The organism is Pseudoalteromonas piscicida (assembly GCF_000238315.3).
Lineage (GTDB): Bacteria > Pseudomonadota > Gammaproteobacteria > Enterobacterales > Alteromonadaceae > Pseudoalteromonas > Pseudoalteromonas piscicida.
In genome coordinates this window covers 18,689-37,269 of sequence record NZ_CP011924.1, presented here as the reverse complement: position 1 = coordinate 37,269, position 18,581 = coordinate 18,689, and the positions used below count along the sequence as shown (strand labels likewise).

Annotated in this window: 17 protein-coding genes; 6 read left to right on the top strand and 11 right to left on the bottom strand. The window is 44.1% G+C overall.

Annotation, left to right across the window (positions count from 1 at the left end):
* Positions 1-39 precede the first annotated feature (39 nt).
* Entirely contained in the window at positions 40-891 is an 852-nt protein-coding gene (gene ampE, locus PPIS_RS00290; protein ID WP_010370512.1) for a beta-lactamase regulator AmpE, read from the bottom strand.
* A gap of 6 nt (positions 892-897) precedes the next feature.
* Positions 898-1,440, bottom strand: a complete 543-nt coding sequence (gene ampD / locus PPIS_RS00285; protein WP_010370509.1) for a 1,6-anhydro-N-acetylmuramyl-L-alanine amidase AmpD — start codon at positions 1,438-1,440, stop codon at positions 898-900.
* 2,111 nt (positions 1,441-3,551) lie between these two features.
* Here ampD and nadC point away from each other — a divergent pair.
* The 6 genes from nadC (at position 3,552) to pilB (ending at position 10,180) form a co-directional block, all read left to right on the top strand.
* Positions 3,552-4,394 (top strand): carboxylating nicotinate-nucleotide diphosphorylase, encoded by an 843-nt coding sequence (gene nadC / locus PPIS_RS00280; protein WP_010370506.1) that lies wholly within the window; start codon positions 3,552-3,554, stop codon positions 4,392-4,394.
* 642 nt (positions 4,395-5,036) lie between these two features.
* The gene (locus PPIS_RS00275; RefSeq protein WP_010370503.1) at positions 5,037-5,477 is read left to right on the top strand and encodes a pilin; all 441 of its coding nucleotides are present in this window, start codon (positions 5,037-5,039) and stop codon (positions 5,475-5,477) included.
* Between the two features lie 48 nt (positions 5,478-5,525).
* Positions 5,526-6,743, top strand: coding sequence for a type II secretion system F family protein (locus tag PPIS_RS00270; protein ID WP_010370499.1), 1,218 nt, complete (start codon positions 5,526-5,528; stop codon positions 6,741-6,743).
* A 133-nt stretch (positions 6,744-6,876) separates the two neighbouring features.
* Positions 6,877-7,755, top strand: coding sequence for a prepilin peptidase (locus PPIS_RS00265; RefSeq protein ID WP_010370497.1), 879 nt, complete (start codon positions 6,877-6,879; stop codon positions 7,753-7,755).
* Between the two features lie 9 nt (positions 7,756-7,764).
* Entirely contained in the window at positions 7,765-8,394 is a 630-nt protein-coding gene (gene coaE / locus PPIS_RS00260) for a dephospho-CoA kinase (RefSeq protein WP_010370494.1), read from the top strand.
* Positions 8,395-8,503: 109 nt separating this feature from the next.
* Positions 8,504-10,180: a type IV-A pilus assembly ATPase PilB gene (gene pilB, locus PPIS_RS00255; RefSeq protein WP_010370491.1), complete on the top strand. Its 1,677-nt coding sequence runs from the start codon at positions 8,504-8,506 to the stop codon at positions 10,178-10,180.
* A 208-nt stretch (positions 10,181-10,388) separates the two neighbouring features.
* Here pilB and rlmM read toward each other — a convergent pair whose 3' ends face one another.
* The 9 genes from rlmM to PPIS_RS00210 all read right to left on the bottom strand — a co-directional run bounded on the left by rlmM (position 10,389) and on the right by PPIS_RS00210 (position 18,567).
* Positions 10,389-11,474 (bottom strand): 23S rRNA (cytidine(2498)-2'-O)-methyltransferase RlmM, encoded by a 1,086-nt coding sequence (gene rlmM, locus PPIS_RS00250; RefSeq protein ID WP_010370488.1) that lies wholly within the window; start codon positions 11,472-11,474, stop codon positions 10,389-10,391.
* 13 nt (positions 11,475-11,487) lie between these two features.
* Positions 11,488-11,856, bottom strand: a complete 369-nt coding sequence (locus tag PPIS_RS00245) for a DUF423 domain-containing protein (protein ID WP_010370484.1) — start codon at positions 11,854-11,856, stop codon at positions 11,488-11,490.
* The gene (locus PPIS_RS00240) at positions 11,849-12,487 is read right to left on the bottom strand and encodes an alpha/beta family hydrolase (protein WP_010370481.1); all 639 of its coding nucleotides are present in this window, start codon (positions 12,485-12,487) and stop codon (positions 11,849-11,851) included. Before PPIS_RS00240 ends, PPIS_RS00245 begins: the two co-directional genes overlap by 8 nt.
* On the bottom strand, positions 12,484-13,389 hold the full coding sequence (locus PPIS_RS00235; protein WP_010370478.1) for a transcriptional regulator GcvA: 906 nt from the start codon (positions 13,387-13,389) through the stop codon (positions 12,484-12,486). The genes PPIS_RS00240 and PPIS_RS00235 overlap by 4 nt, the downstream gene beginning before the upstream one ends.
* A gap of 85 nt (positions 13,390-13,474) precedes the next feature.
* Complete coding sequence (gene kdsA / locus PPIS_RS00230) at positions 13,475-14,329, bottom strand: 3-deoxy-8-phosphooctulonate synthase (RefSeq protein ID WP_010370475.1); 855 nt, start codon at positions 14,327-14,329, stop codon at positions 13,475-13,477.
* A 10-nt stretch (positions 14,330-14,339) separates the two neighbouring features.
* A complete protein-coding gene (locus tag PPIS_RS00225) occupies positions 14,340-15,590 on the bottom strand; it encodes a DUF819 family protein (RefSeq protein ID WP_010370472.1) in 1,251 nt (416 codons plus the stop codon).
* A 36-nt stretch (positions 15,591-15,626) separates the two neighbouring features.
* Positions 15,627-16,493, bottom strand: a complete 867-nt coding sequence (locus PPIS_RS00220) for a tetratricopeptide repeat protein (protein ID WP_010370469.1) — start codon at positions 16,491-16,493, stop codon at positions 15,627-15,629.
* A gap of 149 nt (positions 16,494-16,642) precedes the next feature.
* Complete coding sequence (locus tag PPIS_RS00215; protein ID WP_010370466.1) at positions 16,643-17,017, bottom strand: SirB2 family protein; 375 nt, start codon at positions 17,015-17,017, stop codon at positions 16,643-16,645.
* Positions 17,018-17,025: 8 nt separating this feature from the next.
* A complete protein-coding gene (locus tag PPIS_RS00210) occupies positions 17,026-18,567 on the bottom strand; it encodes a response regulator (protein ID WP_010370463.1) in 1,542 nt (513 codons plus the stop codon).
* Between the last annotated feature and the right edge of the window lie 14 nt (positions 18,568-18,581).

Below are 18,581 nucleotides of genomic sequence, written 5' to 3'. Positions count from 1 at the left end.
GAGCATTGTTATAAAGGTAGGTGTGATTTGCAGCTAGGGCTACTCCACCCAACCAAATAAGGTTAATACAGCAATAATCACGAGATAAAACAAAATATTGCGCTTCACGAGGCGCATCATACAGCTTGCTTCAAAGGTACAACCTAAAAACTGCTGTTCAATTTGCTCAGCCGCAAGTGCAGTGCTTGTGACGATTTGACGATTTGTGGTTTTAAAATCTAGTACATACTTCAACCAACTTGATGTACCTTTACTAAAGTTACCAATGATCAAAAAACCAAAGCTTGCGATCCGTGCCGGAAGCCAATTTAGCCAATAAAATAACCGGCAAAACTGCTCAAACACATGCTGTAGCGGCGGGTTTTCTTGCTCATGATGCCAATGCACAATTTGCCTTACCATCGCATATAGCACAGCACCCGGTGCGCCCAACGCCACAAACCAAAAAATAACTCCGCAGTAATGTTGAAAGTTGATCCACGAAAGCGTCTGACCAAACGTCTCGCCGCCCGGCTCATCTTCTAATTTGTCTTGCCCCATTTGTAACGCATAAAGCGTAGCCGCTTCGTTATCACCTCTGGTCAGCGCATTTAAATAGCCTTTATAAAGCTTGCGATATTTTGCACAGCCAAAACAGACTAAGAGCACACAGATATTGATTGCAAACTGCCAAAATACAAAGTCACTTAGACTGTAAATAAAAGCAACGACCAATGCAGGAATAACTAACCAAAGCATCACACCGAAATGCGAGCCCAACATGGCATTTGGCTGAGTCCAAGATTTGGTTTTCGCGTAGTAACTTTGCAAGTAATGGTCGACTTGCCAGTAGTTCGCCCGCGCGCCAAGACGTTCAATAATAAGCGCGATGATGATAGAAATTAAGATCATGCTTGCCTAGCTCTCTTGGTTATTTAACAAGGTAAAATAATACTGCCAATCAAATGCAGCCCCTGGATCTGTCTTTCTTCCTGGAGCAATATCATTGTGCCCTACAATACGATCATTCGTAAGCTTTGGATAGTGCTGCTGCAGCCAACGCGTTGTTTTTACTAAACTCGCATATTGTGCTTCGGTATATGGCATGGTGTCTGTGCCCTCCATTTCAATACCAATTGCAAAGTCATTACAGCGCGTTCGACCTTGCCACTCAGACAATCCTGCATGCCAAGCCCGATCAATGAAGGGAACGTATTGGGTGATGCTACCGTCACGACGTATGACGCAGTGCGCCGACACCTTTACTCCCTCTAAATCAGAAAAAGTTGGATGTGCGTCGCAGTCCAGCGTGCCCATAAATAACTCTTCCACGTATGGCGTGCCAAAGCACCCTGCAGGCAGCGAGATATTATGGATCACCAGTAAATCTATCTCGCACGCTTGCGGTCTTTCATCGTAATGCGGGGATTGCTTGTGTTTAGCAAAAGGTAGCCAATTCAAAGTATTAGTTCCAAGCCTTGGTTTGCATTCGATTATAAAGACAAAATAAGACAAAAGGTAGGGATGGATTTATGTGTAATGTAACGATAGTACCGGGACATAAAAGACATAATAGTTCGATATCCAATTGCAGCTGGCAAACAATAACCGTAACAGCGGGTTTACCCCGCGACCTCCGTTTTAGCCGTCAACTCATTCTTTACAAACACGGCTTTGTATTTCAAATACTCTGTCGCGACATAAAGTCGCTGCTACGAAAATACATATTGGTTTCGACGTAAAGTCACAGCAAACAACGCATACACGTAGCAGCGGGTTTACCCCGCGACCTCTGTAGTAGCCATCACCCCAATCTCCACAAACAAGGCTTTGCATTTAAAATACTCTTTCGCGACATAAAGTCGCTGCTACGAAAACACATAACCGTTCGACATCACAGCAAGCAACACATAGCCGTAGCAGCGGGTTTACCCCACGACCACCGTTTTAGCCATCAACTCATTCTCTACAAGCAAGGCCTTGCACTTCAAACACACAGTCGCGACATAAAGTCGCTGCTACAAAACACACAAGGGTTCAACATCAAATCACAGCAAGCAACACATACACGTAGCAGCGGGTTTACACCGCGACCTCAGTTTTAGCCATCAACTCATTCTCTACAAACAAGCCTTTGCACTTTAAATCAAACATACTGTCGCGACATAAAGTCGCTGCTACGAAAATACATATTGGTTTCGACGTAAATTCACAGCAAACAACACATACACGTAGCAGCGGGTTTATCCCGCGACCTCCGTTTTGGCCGTCAACTCATTCTCCACAAACAAGCCTTTGCACTTCAAACACACAGTCGCGACATAAAATCGCTGCTACGAAAACACATAACCGTTCGACATCACAGCAAGCAACACATAACCGTAGCAGCGGGTTTACCCCGCGACCTCCGTTTAACCGCCAATGCACTCTCTACAAACAGAGCTTTGTATTTCAAATACTCTATCGCGACATAAAGTCGCTGCTACAAAACACACAAGGGTTCAACATCAAATCACAGCAAGCAACACATACACGTAGCAGCGGGTTTATCCCGCGACCTCCGTTTTGGCCGTCAACTCATTCTCCACAAACAAGCCTTTGCACTTCAAACACACAGTCGCGACATAAAATCGCTGCTACGAAAACACATAACCGTTCGACATCACAGCAAGCAACACATAACCGTAGCAGCGGGTTTACCCCGCGACCTCCGTTTAACCGCCAATGCACTCTCTACAAACAGAGCTTTGTATTTCAAATACTCTATCGCGACATAAAGTCGCTGCTACAAAACACACAAGGGTTCAACATCAAATCACAGCAAGCAACACATACACGTAGCAGCGGGTTTATCCCGCGACCTCCGTTTTGGCCGTCAACTCATTCTCCACAAACAAGCCTTTGCACTTCAAACACACAGTCGCGACATAAAATCGCTGCTACGAAAACACATAACCGTTCGACATCACAGCAAGCAACACATAACCGTAGCAGCGGGTTTACCCCGCGACCTCCGTTTAACCGCCAATGCACTCTCTACAAACAGAGCTTTGTATTTCAAATACTCTATCGCGACATAAAGTCGCTGCTACAAAACACACAAGGGTTCAACATCAAATCACAGCAAGCAACACATACACGTAGCAGCGGGTTTATCCCGCGACCTCCGTTTTGGCCGTCAACTCATTCTCCACAAACAAGCCTTTGCACTTCAAACACACAGTCGCGACATAAAATCGCTGCTACGAAAACACATAACCGTTCGACATCACAGCAAGCAACACATAACCGTAGCAGCGGGTTTACCCCGCGACCTCCGTTTAACCGCCAATGCACTCTCTACAAACAGAGCTTTGTATTTCAAATACTCTATCGCGACATAAAGTCGCTGCTACAAAACACGCAAGGGTTCGATATCAAGTCACAGCAAACAACACCTAACCGTAGCAGCGGGTTTACCCCGCGAAATAAAAGCCACCTCGCCAAATTTCGTGAATTCTTCTCCATCAATTGTACTCCTAGGCAAACGCGCGTAAAATTCGGCCATTGCAGAAAAAATGAAAAGACAACCTATGATTGACCAAAACCTTATCAGCCAATTGGTAAAGCAGGCGCTAGACGAAGACCTTAATTATCAAACACCAAACGAAGGTGATATTACCGCAGCCCTTATCCCAGAAACGCAGCAAGCAAATGCCTATGTGATCACAAGGGAAGATTGTGTGTTCGTTGGCAAGGCGTTAATCGAGGAGGTTTTTCAACAAGTTGACCCAAGTGTTAGCGTCAACGTACTTGTGAACGACGGCGATTTTGTTGCCGCCAACACTCGCTTGTTTACCGCAAGCGGCTCAGCAAGAGCGATTCTAACCGCTGAACGCACGGCGCTTAACTTTGTACAAACGCTATCGGGCACGGCAACCACCACAGCAAAATATGTTGAGATTTTAAGTGGTACGCAAACTAAACTGCTAGATACACGTAAAACCATCCCAGGATTAAGAGCGCTACAAAAATACGCCGTTAAATGTGGCGGTGGTAAAAATCATAGAATCGGTCTATTTGATGCGTATCTTATTAAAGAAAACCACATTGCCGCCTGTGGCAGTATCGCCAAAGCCGTTGCCACTGCGCGTAATAACCACCCAGACAAACCTGTGGAAGTTGAAGTAGAAAACCTAAGCGAATTACAACAAGCCTTAGATGCTGGCAGCGATATTATTATGCTGGACAACTTCAGCGTAAGTGAAATTCAACAAGCGGTTGAAATCACGCAAGGCAAAGCCAAGCTGGAAGTCTCTGGTAATATGACCATTGAAATTTTGACGACTTACGCACAAGCTGGTGTTGATTTTATTTCAAGCGGCGCACTGACCAAGCATGTACAAAGCATCGACCTGTCGATGCGCTTTGAATAATGTAAAGTTTTAGACAACTACCTCTCTTTTATACATACAAAAAGGGCCTTGATTGAGCCCTTTTGTTTTTCTGTCTTACTTAATGTGGCATTCAAGCTACCAATGCGACACTGCCAGTAATGGTTCAACTTTCTGTAGCCTTATTCAATAACAAAATCGCTACCATAAACTGAGTATTCTGCGCCTTCCCGTAATCTTCCGTAATAGAGAAAGTTTTCTATTTCGTTGACAAACCTACTTAAAACCCGTTAAATACGACAAAAGAACTAGAGTGTAACAAGATCTTAATGTTCGGTAACGATTGGTTCCGTTCGTTTTTTGAACCGATATTAGGAAAGCTTGAGCTACCGCAAGAGAATCAATAATTTATTATTAAAATTTGATTGTAGGCATCAGTGTTTACTATTAAAGTAAATGTTAATTGTGATCGCTGAAACTAAATCGGTGCTACACTCTTAGTTGATTAGGGACCGGTCACAAATTTAACGGGCCTAGTACTGGTTTCATCCTTTGGTCACCGTTAAGTAAATTTGAGCACACCAGTTTGTTGATTCGATGGATTGGTAATTATTGCAAAGGTTTTAATAAACGCTTAACTTAAACCTATTATGGTTAAGTCACTTAAAATTTAGGAGACACATCATGACTCAAAAACAACAGGGTGGTTTTACCCTAATCGAACTAATGATTGTAGTTGCAATCATCGGTATTCTAGCTGCGGTAGCTTTGCCTCAGTATCAGGATTATGTTGCACGAAGCCAAGTGTCAGAAGCTTCAGCTTTATCAGGAAGTGCAAAGACCGCAATAGCAGAACTTCGTCAACAAACAGGAAACTTTCCAGGAGCCGCTACTACTCCAGCTAATACTGACTTAGCAGCAACAGGCACCTACGGTGCGTTAGCAGTTGGGGTTGACAATGGTGTTATTACTTTCACTTTTAACAATACTACTGCTACTGAATTACGCGGTAATACAATTGTATTTACTCCAAATATCGCTAACAACTCATTTAGATGGACATGCACAGCATCAATCCCTATTGATTTAGCTCCGCAGGGCTGTACTGCAATTGCAGCTCCATAATAACACTCTTCCTAGGGTGCTTTCGCACCCTTCTTATGTATAAAGACTATGAGTGATAACAAATTTGATACGTTTGTATGGACCGGTTTTAATAATCGGGGAAAGAAGCTTGAAGGCGAAATGACTGGGCAAAGCATAGCACTAGTAAAAGCTCAATTGCGTAAACAAGGTATCACCCCTTCTAAAGTAAAAAGAAAACCAAAGCCATTATTTGGCTTTTCTGGTACACAAAAAATCACATCGTCAGATATCGCCACAACAACTCGTCAAATAGCGACTATGCTTATGGCTGGTGTTTCTCTGGTACAAACGTTAGAAATGCTGACTCGCGGGATAAAGAATAAGAGCTTATCAAAGTTAGTCGGCCATATTTGTGATGAAGTAAAAGCAGGCCAACCTCTTGCTAAATCTTTAAGAGCTTACCCTCGATATTTTGATGAGCTTTATTGTGACCTTGTCCATTCAGGGGAACAGTCTGGTGCACTTGATACCATATTTGACCGTATAGCGCTCTATAAAGAAAAAACAGAAGCACTAAAGTCCAAAATCAAAAAGGCGCTTTTCTATCCTATTGCGGTGATTGTCGTCGCACTAATAGTCACCACTATCCTTTTGATATTTGTTGTACCACAATTCCAAGATATTTTTGCCGGTTTTGGCGCTGAGCTTCCAGCATTTACTCAAATGGTTATCCACATCTCTGAGTTCATGCAGGAATACTGGTGGGTATTTGTGCTTGGTATTGGCCTTTTTGGTTATACCTATAAAGAAATGCTGATCCGTAGCCCTGCGGTAAAGCATTTTAACGACCGTATGATGTTGCGTATTCCAGTGATTGGCGAGATCCTCAAAAAGGCAGCCGTGGCGCGTTATGCACGTACGCTTTCTACCACCTTTGCAGCAGGTGTTCCCCTTGGTGATGCGCTCGATTCTGCCGCAGGAGCGTCGGGCAATATTATCTACAAAAACGCAATTAAAGAAATTAAAGCAGAGGTTAACTCAGGTAACCAAATGCACTGGGCAATGCATAACACCAAAGTCTTCCCAGATATGGTAGTGCAAATGGTGTCTATTGGTGAAGAATCGGGCTCTTTAGATGGTATGCTGGCAAAGGTCGCTAACATTTATGAGCAAGAAGTCGATGATGCGGTGGATGGCCTTTCTAGCCTATTAGAACCACTCATTATGGTGGTACTCGGGGTACTGATCGGTGGCCTTATTATTGCCATGTACTTACCGATATTCCAACTAGGTTCCGTTATTTAATTTTGTTCACAAAATTACACTATTTAGAGGTACAGTGCTGTGCCTCTCAATAGTGCTGTGTGGTAAACTGCAAAAATCCATACCGAGCATGCCTCGGTAATTTAAACAAAAAATATAAGCAAGCGCCCAACTTATGCAAGATATTATCAACTTGATGCAAACCCAGTTATGGTATTGGTTACTCACCGTGGGACTCGTTAGTCTTTGCATCGGTAGCTTTCTCAATGTGTTTATTCTTCGCTTACCTAAAATGATGAAGCAGAGCTGGCAATCAGAATGTCGCGTGTTGCTCGCTGATGAGCTACCCAAACAAACCACTGAAGCACCTATTTTTAATTTAGTAAAACCAAATTCTCATTGCCCCAGCTGCAAAACACCAATTAAAGCGTGGCAAAACATTCCACTGATCAGCTGGCTATTATTAAAAGGCAAATGCAACCACTGCGACGCGTCAATCTCTGTACGCTATCCTTTGGTAGAGCTAACAACCGCCCTACTCTCCACATGGGTTGCTTGGCATTTTGGTGCCACTTTAGAAGCTACTCTATATATTTTGATTACTTGGGTATTAATCGCACTTACGGTTATCGATATCGACGAAATGTTGCTGCCCGATCAGTTAACACTACCAACCTTATGGTTAGTACTGGTTGCCAGTTGTTTTGGTGTTGGCATCGAGCCCAATGATGCCATTATCGGTGCGGCCATAGGTTATTTGAGTTTATGGAGCGTGTATTGGCTCTTTAAATTACTCACAGGAAAAGAAGGTATGGGCTATGGCGACTTTAAACTGCTAGCCATCTTTGGTGCATTGATGGGTTGGCAAGCAATCTTAACTATAGTGCTACTTTCAAGCCTAGTCGGCGCAATCATTGGTAGTATCCAATTAAGTGTTCAAGGCCGAGATAAAGCCACACCTATTCCGTTTGGCCCTTACTTAGCCATCGCAGGCTGGATCACCCTAATGTACGGCGAGCAGCTGCAGCTGTGGTACGTAAACTTAATAATGTAAAGTAACACAATGCTAAAAACAAATAATTGGATTTTAGGGGTGACGGGCGGTATTGGTGCGGGTAAAACGGCCATCACTAACCACTTACAGCAAAAAGGGATAGTGGTTGTTGACGCCGATATCGTTGCACGAGAAGTAGTCGCGCTAGGCAGCACAGGGCTACAAGCCATTACTGATGAGTTTGGCAGTGCTATTTTACAGCCTGACGGCAACTTAGATAGAGCTAAGTTAAGAGCCATTATTTTTGCTGATGCCGAAAAAAAACAGTGGCTTAATGAGCTACTTCACCCGCTTATCCGTAATGAAATACTCACGCAGTTAAACGCAGCGCAAAGCGATTACGTGGTTTTAGCGGCGCCTCTGCTGTTCGAAAATGGTTTAGAGCGCTATTGCGACGCCACTTTACTTGTTGATGTTGCTGTTGATACGCAAATAGCAAGAACAACCAGCCGAGATTTGGTAGATGCAGCGCAAGTAAAACGTATTATCGAGTCGCAGTTACCGCGCGCAGATAAACAAGCAAAGGCGGACTACATACTAGACAACGACCGACCGCTACTTGAAAGCCTGCAAGAGACAGATAGATTACACAATGCGTTTCTTACACTGGCGCAAGAGAAAGTAAGACTAAATAATTAGGCTAGACTTGGCTGTAAAACTTAATCTACACTCACAGTGATAACTTGGCATTTTTCCAACTTAATGATAAATATTGAATATGCATTCAATGTGAAGGCAAAGAGGTACTATGGAACATCATTCCCCGCTACTGCGTAAATTTATTACCTTAGGGCGAGTCACTGCTGAGCAAATAAAGTCTCGTCAGTCTGAAGCAAACACCACCGCCGAGTTAATTTGCCTAAGTTCAGGAATGAGTTCCAGAGAGCTAGCAGAAGAATGCCTAGACTTATTCAAAGTGCCCTTTTTTAATCTTGATCACTTTAACGTTAGTGAAATTCCACCAGCGCTAGTCAAAGAAAAACTGATCCGTAAGCACCATATTTTACCGCTGGTACAAAAAGGTAGAAAACTCTACGTTGCGGCATCTGATCCTACTGATTTTAGCGCATTTGAAAACTTTGAGTTTAGTACTGGATTACAGTGTGAAGTGCTAGTTGCCAACTATAAAAAACTCGAAGCAAAGATTGACCAGCTGTTTGATGCAACGGGCGGCCTTTCGATTTCTGAAGAAGAATTTAAAGAATTTGCCGACTTAGAAGTCGATGACGAGCCTAAACAGCAAAACACCAACGAAGACAAAGACGATGCGCCAATCATCGTTTATATCAATAAAATTTTAATGGATGCGATAAAAAAAGGCGCGTCGGATCTACACTTTGAACCCTACGAGAAAAAATACCGCGTGCGTTTTCGTATCGATGGCCTGCTGCATGAGATGGCAAGTCCACCAAACACACTAGCGACTCGCCTCGCCGCCCGTATCAAAGTGATGGCACACTTAGACATAGCAGAAAAACGCAAACCGCAAGATGGCCGCATTAAATTAAAGATCTCCGAGCGCAAAAGTATCGATTTTCGTGTGAGTACACTACCTACCATGTGGGGCGAGAAAATCGTAATGCGTATTCTAGACTCGTCCAGCGCTATGCTCGGCATCGATGTGCTAGGTTATGAACCAGAGCAGAAAAAACTTTACCTCGACGCACTAGAGCAGCCTCAGGGCATGATTTTGGTAACCGGTCCAACGGGTTCTGGTAAAACCGTGTCACTTTACACTGGCCTGAATATTCTTAATCAGCCAGAGCGCAATATCAGCACGGCGGAAGACCCTGTCGAAATAAACCTTGAGGGTATTAACCAAGTACAAATCAATACCAAAGCGGATATGACTTTCGCCAATGCCCTGAGAGCATTCTTGCGTCAGGATCCGGATGTGGTGATGGTTGGTGAGATCCGTGACCTTGAAACCGCTGAGATCTCTATAAAAGCCGCCCAAACCGGTCACTTAGTATTGAGTACGCTGCACACCAACTCTGCTCCTGAAACGCTCACTCGCCTATTAAACATGGGCGTGCCGGCGTACAACGTAGCAAGCTCGGTGAGTTTGATTATTGCCCAGCGTCTCGCAAGACGTCTTTGTCCTAAGTGTAAAACACCTGAAACGTTGCCGGAAGAAGCCTTGTTAGGGCAAGGCTTTACTGCCGAGCAAATTAAAGAGATTACCCTTTTTGCACCTAAAGGCTGTGAAAGCTGCACCGATGGTTACAAAGGCCGTGTGGGCATTTATGAAGTGGTAAAAATCACGCCAGAGCTTTCGCACCTGATCATGGAAGGGGGCAATTCTCTTGAAATTGCCGAAAAAGCAGAGCAGTTAGGTTTTGATAACTTACGTAAGTCTGGCCTGAAAAAAGCCGCCGCTGGGGTGACATCACTTACAGAAATCAACCGCGTAACAAGTTATTAAGACTGATTGATTAAGACAAAAATATCGCGATGTAAAATCGCTCCTACAAATAAGCTAACACCCGTGTAGGAGCCGCTTTACGCGGCGAGCCCTATGAAAAATATCGCGATGTGAAATCGCTCCCACAAATAAGCTAACCTCGGTGTAGGAGCCGCTTTACGCGGCGAGCTTGATGAAAAATATCGCGATGTGAAATCGCGCCTACAAATCAGCTATACAAATTTTGTGGTACTTTAAGCACATTAATATGTACTGTGACTTCCTCACGGTCATGATATAGGTGCTTTGCTTGGATCTCATAATCCACATTGTACTTTTGCAGCTCTTCATGGATAAGCGTAAGACATTCATACACACTGTCGAAGCGTTTTTTCATCGGTAGCTTTAAGTTAAAGATCAGCTCTCGAGCAAACGCATTCACCACCCAGTCCACCATCAGATCAGCAACACGCGTTGGCTTTTCGACCATATCACACACTAACCAATCTATATTGCGCTTTTCAGGGCGATATTTGAATCCATCTTCACGATAGTGCTTCACTTGTCCCGTTTCCATCAGGTCATCATTCATCGGGCCATTATCAATTGAGGCTACGAACATGCCACGGCGCACGAGTTGGTATGTCCAACCGCCTGGGCAAGCACCTAAATCAACGGCTCGCATCCCCGCACGCACACGTGTTTCTTGCTGATCTTTAGGCACAAAGACATGGAATGCCTCGTCTAATTTTAGCGTCGAGCGGCTTGGTGCGTCCGACGACATTCTCAGACGTGGGATCCCCATAAAGAATGGCGAATTGTTATCACTAAACGAATAACCGACATAAGCGGCGTTATTGGCAAGGAACAATACATGTAATACAGGCTTGGTAGGTTTTACCTCACGAGTCAGCTTGTTTTGTTTCTCGAGCGCCTTAGACAATGGGGTTGAAAACTTTTTGCAGAATTTAGAAAGTTCCTTTCCTTCGTTAGTATCTGGCGTTTCAACGCGCAGCTCACCACACAAAGGGAAGCCTTCCACTGCCGCTTTGATCACGCTCACTCTGTCTTCAATCGGCATATGAGTATGTAAAGTGCCAACAAACCACTGCCTTGCAAACACCAGTTTCTTAAAGTCGATTTTCTTCGCTAAGGTCTCAGCATCATTTGGCGAAAAACACTCAAATGTTACAAAAGCAGTATTCGGCTTAGCTTTTACGTAGCCTGCAATTCCATGCTTTGCAGCATAATGATTAATTTCGGCTGCGGCGTCACTTTCAAAACCACCGCGACAATAGATAACGATACTCGACATTAGATTCTCTAGATTAAAAGGAAGATTTAGCAGCTTGAACTATCAATAAAATCCAAGCAATTAAAAAACAGGTACCACCGATTGGGGTGATTGGCCCTAGCCATTTCATACCTGTTAAAGCAAGTAAGTACAAACTACCACTAAATAGCAATACACCAGCAATAAAGAAACCACCAGCAACTTGCACCTTAAGGCCCCATTTGATTAAAAACGCGGTGGCAATAATGGCGAGGCCGTGAGTCATTTGGTATTGCGCCGCCGTATTAAAAATACCAATGGCATAGTCGCTCAAACGTCCTTTGAGACCGTGAGCGGCAAACGCGCCCAGAGCCACAGACAATAAACAAAACACGCTGCCAACAATCAAGTAGAGCTTAGCCATGACAGCGCTCCTTGATAAAATTCGCCGCTATCACGGCAGCATTCGCGCGGCTCTCTGATTCGCTTACACCACTCACTTTACGAGGCTTGAGTGAATGGTCGCCATCTTTGAGCCATTTCACCATGACTTGCTCTGGAAAGCACATAGCATCAACCTCTGTGCGGTTGCCAAAGGTATCACGTTCGCCTTGTAAAATGAGCAGCGGGCATTCCAACTCAGGAAAATGGTCCACTCTGAGCTTTTCCGGCTTACCAGGCGGGTGGAATGGGTAGCCAAACGCAAGCACCCCTTCCACTTTTACGGTGGTTTCACAGGCCAGCATAGATGCCATACGCCCGCCCATTGACTTACCACCAATAAAGAGCGGTAGACTTGGCTCTACTGCTGTCAGTACTTGCTGAAAATACGCGAGTAGCTTAGGGGCACGCTCTGGTGGGCGTTTTTTCCCTTCTTGTTTGGCTTGCTGCATATATTCAAAATCAAAGAGCCCAACTTGAACGCCCTTGGAAGCAAGCAATTTAGCCATTTCTTGCATAAAATCGCTATCGCTTCCTGCACCTGCACCATGGGCAAAAATAAACTGTGCAACTGGGTTTTCAGCATAGTGCCATTCAATATTTACTGCGCTCATAAACTATTTAACTCTTGTTCGTGTTCTACCATACCGAGCATCCATTCTTTGAATGAAACTATTTTACCCAGCTCTGACTGCGATTCTCTAAATACCAAATAATAGGCATTTTTACTTTCGAGGTGGTGACTAAACGGAATAACCAGTCGCCCTGCATCTATATCCGGTCTTGCCAGTACGCTATTGCCCAGCGCCACGCCTTGGCCGTGAATTGCTGCCTGTAAAACCATGGAAGAGTGACTGAAGATAGGCCCGGTATTTACCGCCACATTTCTGACCCCAGCGGTTTTCATCCATGCTTTCCAAGCGCGACGCGTGGTGTCATGGAGTAAAGTATGCTGGGCCAAATCGCTTGGCTGATTTAGCGGTTTGGGGCCAGTTAACAAAAATGGACTACATAATGGCACAAAGTACTCGGTATGTAGCTTATGGGTTTGCACCCCATTCCAGTTACCACGACCGTAGTAAATCGCGACATCAACATCATCCGTTAACGAATTATCGTCGTGATCTTGGGCTTTGATCCGTACGTCGATTTCAGGGTGCAACTCATTAAAGTTACTCAGCCTTGGTACCAACCATTGAATTGCAAAGCTCGGCGTCAAACTCACCGTTAGCGACCCTTTTGCGCCTCGTGCTAGGAGCTTTTCAGTCGCATCGATTAATTGTGAAAAAATATCTTTGATATCGAGGTAATAACCCTGCCCTTCCTCAGTTAACAGTAAGGAGCGATTTTTTCGCAAAAACAGTTTTAAACCTAGATGTTCTTCTAAGATTTTAATTTGATGACTAACCGCAGCTTGAGTGACGTACAACTCCTCTGCTGCTTTGGTAAAGCTCAGGTGTCGTGCCGCCGCCTCAAAGGCTTTTAATGCATTTAATGGTGGAACTCGTCGTGACATTCATTCATGCCTATAAAAAACCCGCTAACCGCGGGCAAGTAAAATCCCCAAACAACATCTAATTATGAGGTCGCTTGGGTATAGATTATAAATCAGCTGCGCTGGTGTCCAGTGGCGCAAAACTCTTAACTAGCTCATCTACCGCTTTCATCTGTTGTAGGTAGCCTTCAAGTTTAGCCAATGGCAATGCACAAGGACCATCACACTTAGCTTCATTTGGATTCGGATGCGCTTCAATAAAGAGTCCAGCTAACCCAAGCGCCATACCGCTACGAGCAAGCTCAGCAGCCTGAGCACGGCGGCCATCGGCAGAGTCGCTACGACCACCTGGACGCTGTAGCGCATGTGTCGCATCAAAAATCACTGGAGCCATACGCTTCATGTCATCCATGCCGAGCATATCCACGATCAGGTTGTTATAACCAAAGCTACTACCGCGTTCACAGAGGATAACTTTGTCATTGCCCGCTTCATTGATCTTCTTAATGATATGACGCATTTCGTGTGGCGCTAAAAACTGTGGTTTTTTCACGTTGATCACCGCGCCAGTTTCTGCCATAGCGACAACTAAGTCAGTTTGACGGGCAAGAAATGCAGGTAATTGGATCACATCAGCAACTTCTGCTACGGGTTTTGCTTGGAATGGCTCATGTACATCGGTGATCACCGGTACATTAAAGGTCTTTTTGATTTCTTCAAAAATCTTTAAGCCTTCTTCCATGCCAGGGCCACGGTAAGAGTTAATTGACGAGCGATTGGCTTTATCAAATGACGCTTTAAATACGTATGGGATCCCAAGCTTACTCGTCACTTCAACGTAATGCTCTGCGATTTGCATTGCTAAATCACGAGACTCAAGCACATTCATTCCACCGAACAGTACAAACGGCTTATCGTTTGCGACTTCTCGTCCCGCAACGTTAATAATATCTGTATTCATTTTTTATCCTTTAGCTGCCTATTACACGAAGCAATTGTCCGCATAACCAAGCCATATAAGTACCAAGGGCATAACCAAGCACCGCCAGTAATACACCTACCGGAGCAAGCGCTGGATGGAACGCCGAGGCTACCACCGGCGCAGATGCCGCACCACCAATGTTTGCTTTACTGCCAACGGCAACATAAAACACAGGTGCTTTAATTAATTTAGCAACGATAAATAACAAACCAACATGCACGGCCATCCAAATAACACCAATAACGACGTATTTAGGCGCCTCAACAATTTTAGTGATATCCATGTGTAGACCAATGGTTGCTACTAAAATATATAAAAAGCTCGAGCCAATTTTTGACGCACCAACCGCTTCATATTGGCGTGCTTTGGTAAACGAAAGTGCCAGACCTATGGTCGTAACGAGGACAATAATCCAAAACAGTTTGCTGTGAAGAGAGAACTTCTTCAGCTCTGGGTAGTTACTACTAAAAAATGGCACCAGTAAGTCTGCAGCAAAATGCGCAAGCCCCGTTGCACCAAAAGCAAAACCAACCAAGATCATCAAATCTTTGAGCTCGGGTTTTCTTGCGTGCTCTGCTTCAAATGCTTGTACTTTGTCAATTAGGCGATTGATTGAAGAAGTATCCACCCCTGTTCGCGCATCAATTTCTTTATTGCGCGCCGCCATATAGAGCAAGCACGCCATCCACAAGTTTGCGACAACAATATCAACCGTTACCATGATGGTGAAGATTTCTCCGCCTGCGCCGTAAATCTCTTTCATCGCCACCATATTGGCACCGCCACCAATCCAGTTTCCAGCAAGTGCGGCCATGCCACGCCATACGGCTTCTGGACCAGTTACGCCAAGTAGCTCAGGCATAAAGGTAGCAGTAAGTAAAAGCGCAATTGGGCCACCAATCACCACACCCACCGTTCCCGTCAGGAACATGATAATCGCCTTTTTACCCAAAGCCGCTATCGATTTTAGGTCAATACTCAGTGTCAATAACACTAAACAAGCGGGTAACAGATAATACTTTGCTACCGTGTAAACATCGTTATTGTTGCCATCTACGATACCAAAGGTATTTAACAGCGATGGTAAGAAATAACACATCAACAGCGCTGGCACGTACTTGTAAAACTTTGCCCAAACTCCGCTTTTTTGACTCGATGTGTAAAAAACAAATCCCAGAATAACGGCCAATAGGCCCATAATTACCGCGTTATTGGTAACGAGCGCAGCGCTTTGCTCCATAAATCCTCGCTGTTATTATTTTTTATATAACTATTTTTAATGCAAAATATTATTATGATCGGCCAACTCTTTGATCTGATGCTGGATCACTTCAATGGTTGGGTCGTCCGGGCATTCATCGACAAAAAATTGTAAGTCGTCTTTTGCCATCTTCGGACAATTTAATTGGTTGAGTAGATAACCCCTATCACGACGTTCATAAGGATCATCGCCTAAGATATCCATTAATTGCTCGACGCAACTTAACGCGTGACCAAACTTTTCTGCCGCAATAAACGCCCACTTTTGCTGAGACAAATAAAGCTTTAACGACTCTTCGTTAAAAATAAGCTCCATCGGCTCTTGATCTTTTTCTTGCTCTTTGTCTTGATGGTTTTCGTTTTCTGGAATTATGTACCAGCTTTGGTGGCCTGAACTTGGCTCAATGACATAACCTTCTTCTTCGCTAAAAGCGACGTGTACAACAATCTCCCCTTGGCTTAGGGCAAGACTGGCCTCTAATTTCGCTCGTTCAAGCAGATGCACTAAGACAAGACCCAGTGCGGTATTGGTACCACTGCGCATAGAAAGTGCGTAACAAACGCTATTGAGCTTATATTCAGGCACCTTTTGGCTGCTACCACTGAATAGCCACAAGGTATAAAAAGCGTCTAAGATTTCATCCAAACATTTATGATTGTTTGTATGCTTATGGCGAATTTCATCCACGGCAAATTCGAGCTCTGCTAACTGACACAAAGTTTCATTGGTGTCAGCTTGTGCATCCCAACTTTGCTCAGCCTTGATACAACGGATCAATGGCGGATAGGAAAATGCATCTGAATTGTCATCGAGAGATAAGTTATTCTCATCTAACCAGATATCATTCTTCATAGAATTCGGTTTCTCTTGAATTGCTTTCATTTAGAACGACTAGTTTACCACTTTTTGCCATATTCCCAAGGGGGGAAATTTAGTAATACCAATCTATCGTTCGCTGAAATAGTAAAAATGTTTACTAATTATGGAGATATAGAAGCGCTCGGTGATAAGCCAAGCGCCAATTGAAATGGTTAAGCAAAGAAGCCTTGTTTGCTCACGGCGAGGTGCGCGATGGCCATTAGTACAAATGTTGCAGCGCCTAGCGCCAAATATTTGGTCTTTTTAACACTTGCTTTTGCAATTACAAAACCCAGCGCAATATAACCAAACACCAATACGATTTTTTGTAGTAGCCAAGGTTGTTGTGCAGGATTGAGCCCCGCCGTTACCGCTAAAATAACCGCTGTAACTAACAACAAAGTGTCTACGCTGTGGCTGGTAATAAACACGCCTTTGTTTGTTGCTAATTTACCAGAGCCCAAACGCGAAAACGCGCGAGTGTAAAAAAGCACTATGCTCAATACCACAAATAGTAAGTGCGTATGTTTTAACGCCATGTAATCCATATTATTCTCTAATCAGGGAAACGTTGTAGGATCAATTCTAACTCATTAATACAACGGTTGAATACATCTACGAGTTTGGGGTCAAAGTGTTTTCCCTTTTGCGCTGTAATCTCTTTTTGCGCTTCTTCTTGGCTCCATGCCTCTTTGTAGCAACGTTTATGGCGTAATGCATCATACACATCAGCTAGCGCTACGATGCGACCATAAAGGTGTATTTCATCGCCTTTTTTACCTTTCGGATAACCGCTGCCATCCCATTTTTCATGGTGGTCTCGAGCGATTAGTGCGCCCGCACTGACAATCTCACGGCGAGAATCTTTTAACAAGTCAAAGCCTTTGTCTGTATGGGTTTGCATGACTTTCCACTCTTCGTCATCCAGCTTGCTAGGCTTATTTAAAATCGCGTCAGGAATTCCAACTTTACCCACATCGTGCAGTGGTGACGCCATTTTCACCAGCTCTGCTTCTTTATCAGAAAGACCCATTTCTTTGGCAAGCGTATGACAAAGATATGCCACCCGCTTCACATGATTGCCGGTATTGGTGGAATGAAGCTCAAGCGCTTCACTTAAACGGATCACCAGTTCTTGCTGGGTATCTTCAATCTCGGCTTGTAGCTGTACATTTTCGTACGCCAATTGCATATTTTGAGCAAAAATATCAATTAAATGACGCTGAGTTTCGGTTAAGAATTCAGGAATACCAGACACAAATAGCATTGAGGCGTGGTTATAGTCACTGGAGCAATAGGCGAATAGGTAATTGTCTTTATATACAATGTCTTTATCTTGTAGTGCTTTTAAGCAAGCATCCATTTGGTCGCTGCTAAGCACTTCAGAAATCGGCTTACCTTCGCTACTTTCAAACTCTCCACGCCCTGCAAATACAACCAGTTGATCGTTCGTTTGACCAGCTTCTTTACCCGCCGCAAGTGACGTTGCATACATGGCTTGGTCGACCGTGCCTATCAGCGAAGTAAGTTGCTGTAACACGCCCTCAATAAAACTCTCAATTGAGTGAGTAGCAAAAATATCGCGAGAGGCTTTAATGATTTTCTCAAACCCTTGTCTTGATTGATCGATGGCGAGAATGTCACGATATGAACGTAAACTCGACATGACCACAGTAAAGAGCTTTTGCGCGGTGAGTTCTGTTTTTGACTTATAGTCGTTGATATCGTAGTTCACGATAACTTGGCGCTCAGGCGCTTGACCCGGCTGACCAGTTCTTAAAATGATACGGATATGATTGTTTTTGGCGGTTTCACGAATGTATTTTGCGACCTGCAAACCAGCATCGTCAGTTTCCATGACAACATCCAACAATACCACTGCAGCATCGGGATTGGCATCGACGATTTTCTTTGCTTCTTCACCCGAATAAGCGCTAATAAATTCCAGACGCTTTTTTTGAAACTCAAAGTCACTCAGTGCTAATTTTGTCACTGCATGCACTTCGGGCTCATCATCGACAATAATTACCTTCCAAGTGCCTACTTTTTCGGGTTCAACTACGTCAGCGGGTTCGTCTGAAAACAAAAAATCATCCATATTGCGGATCCTAT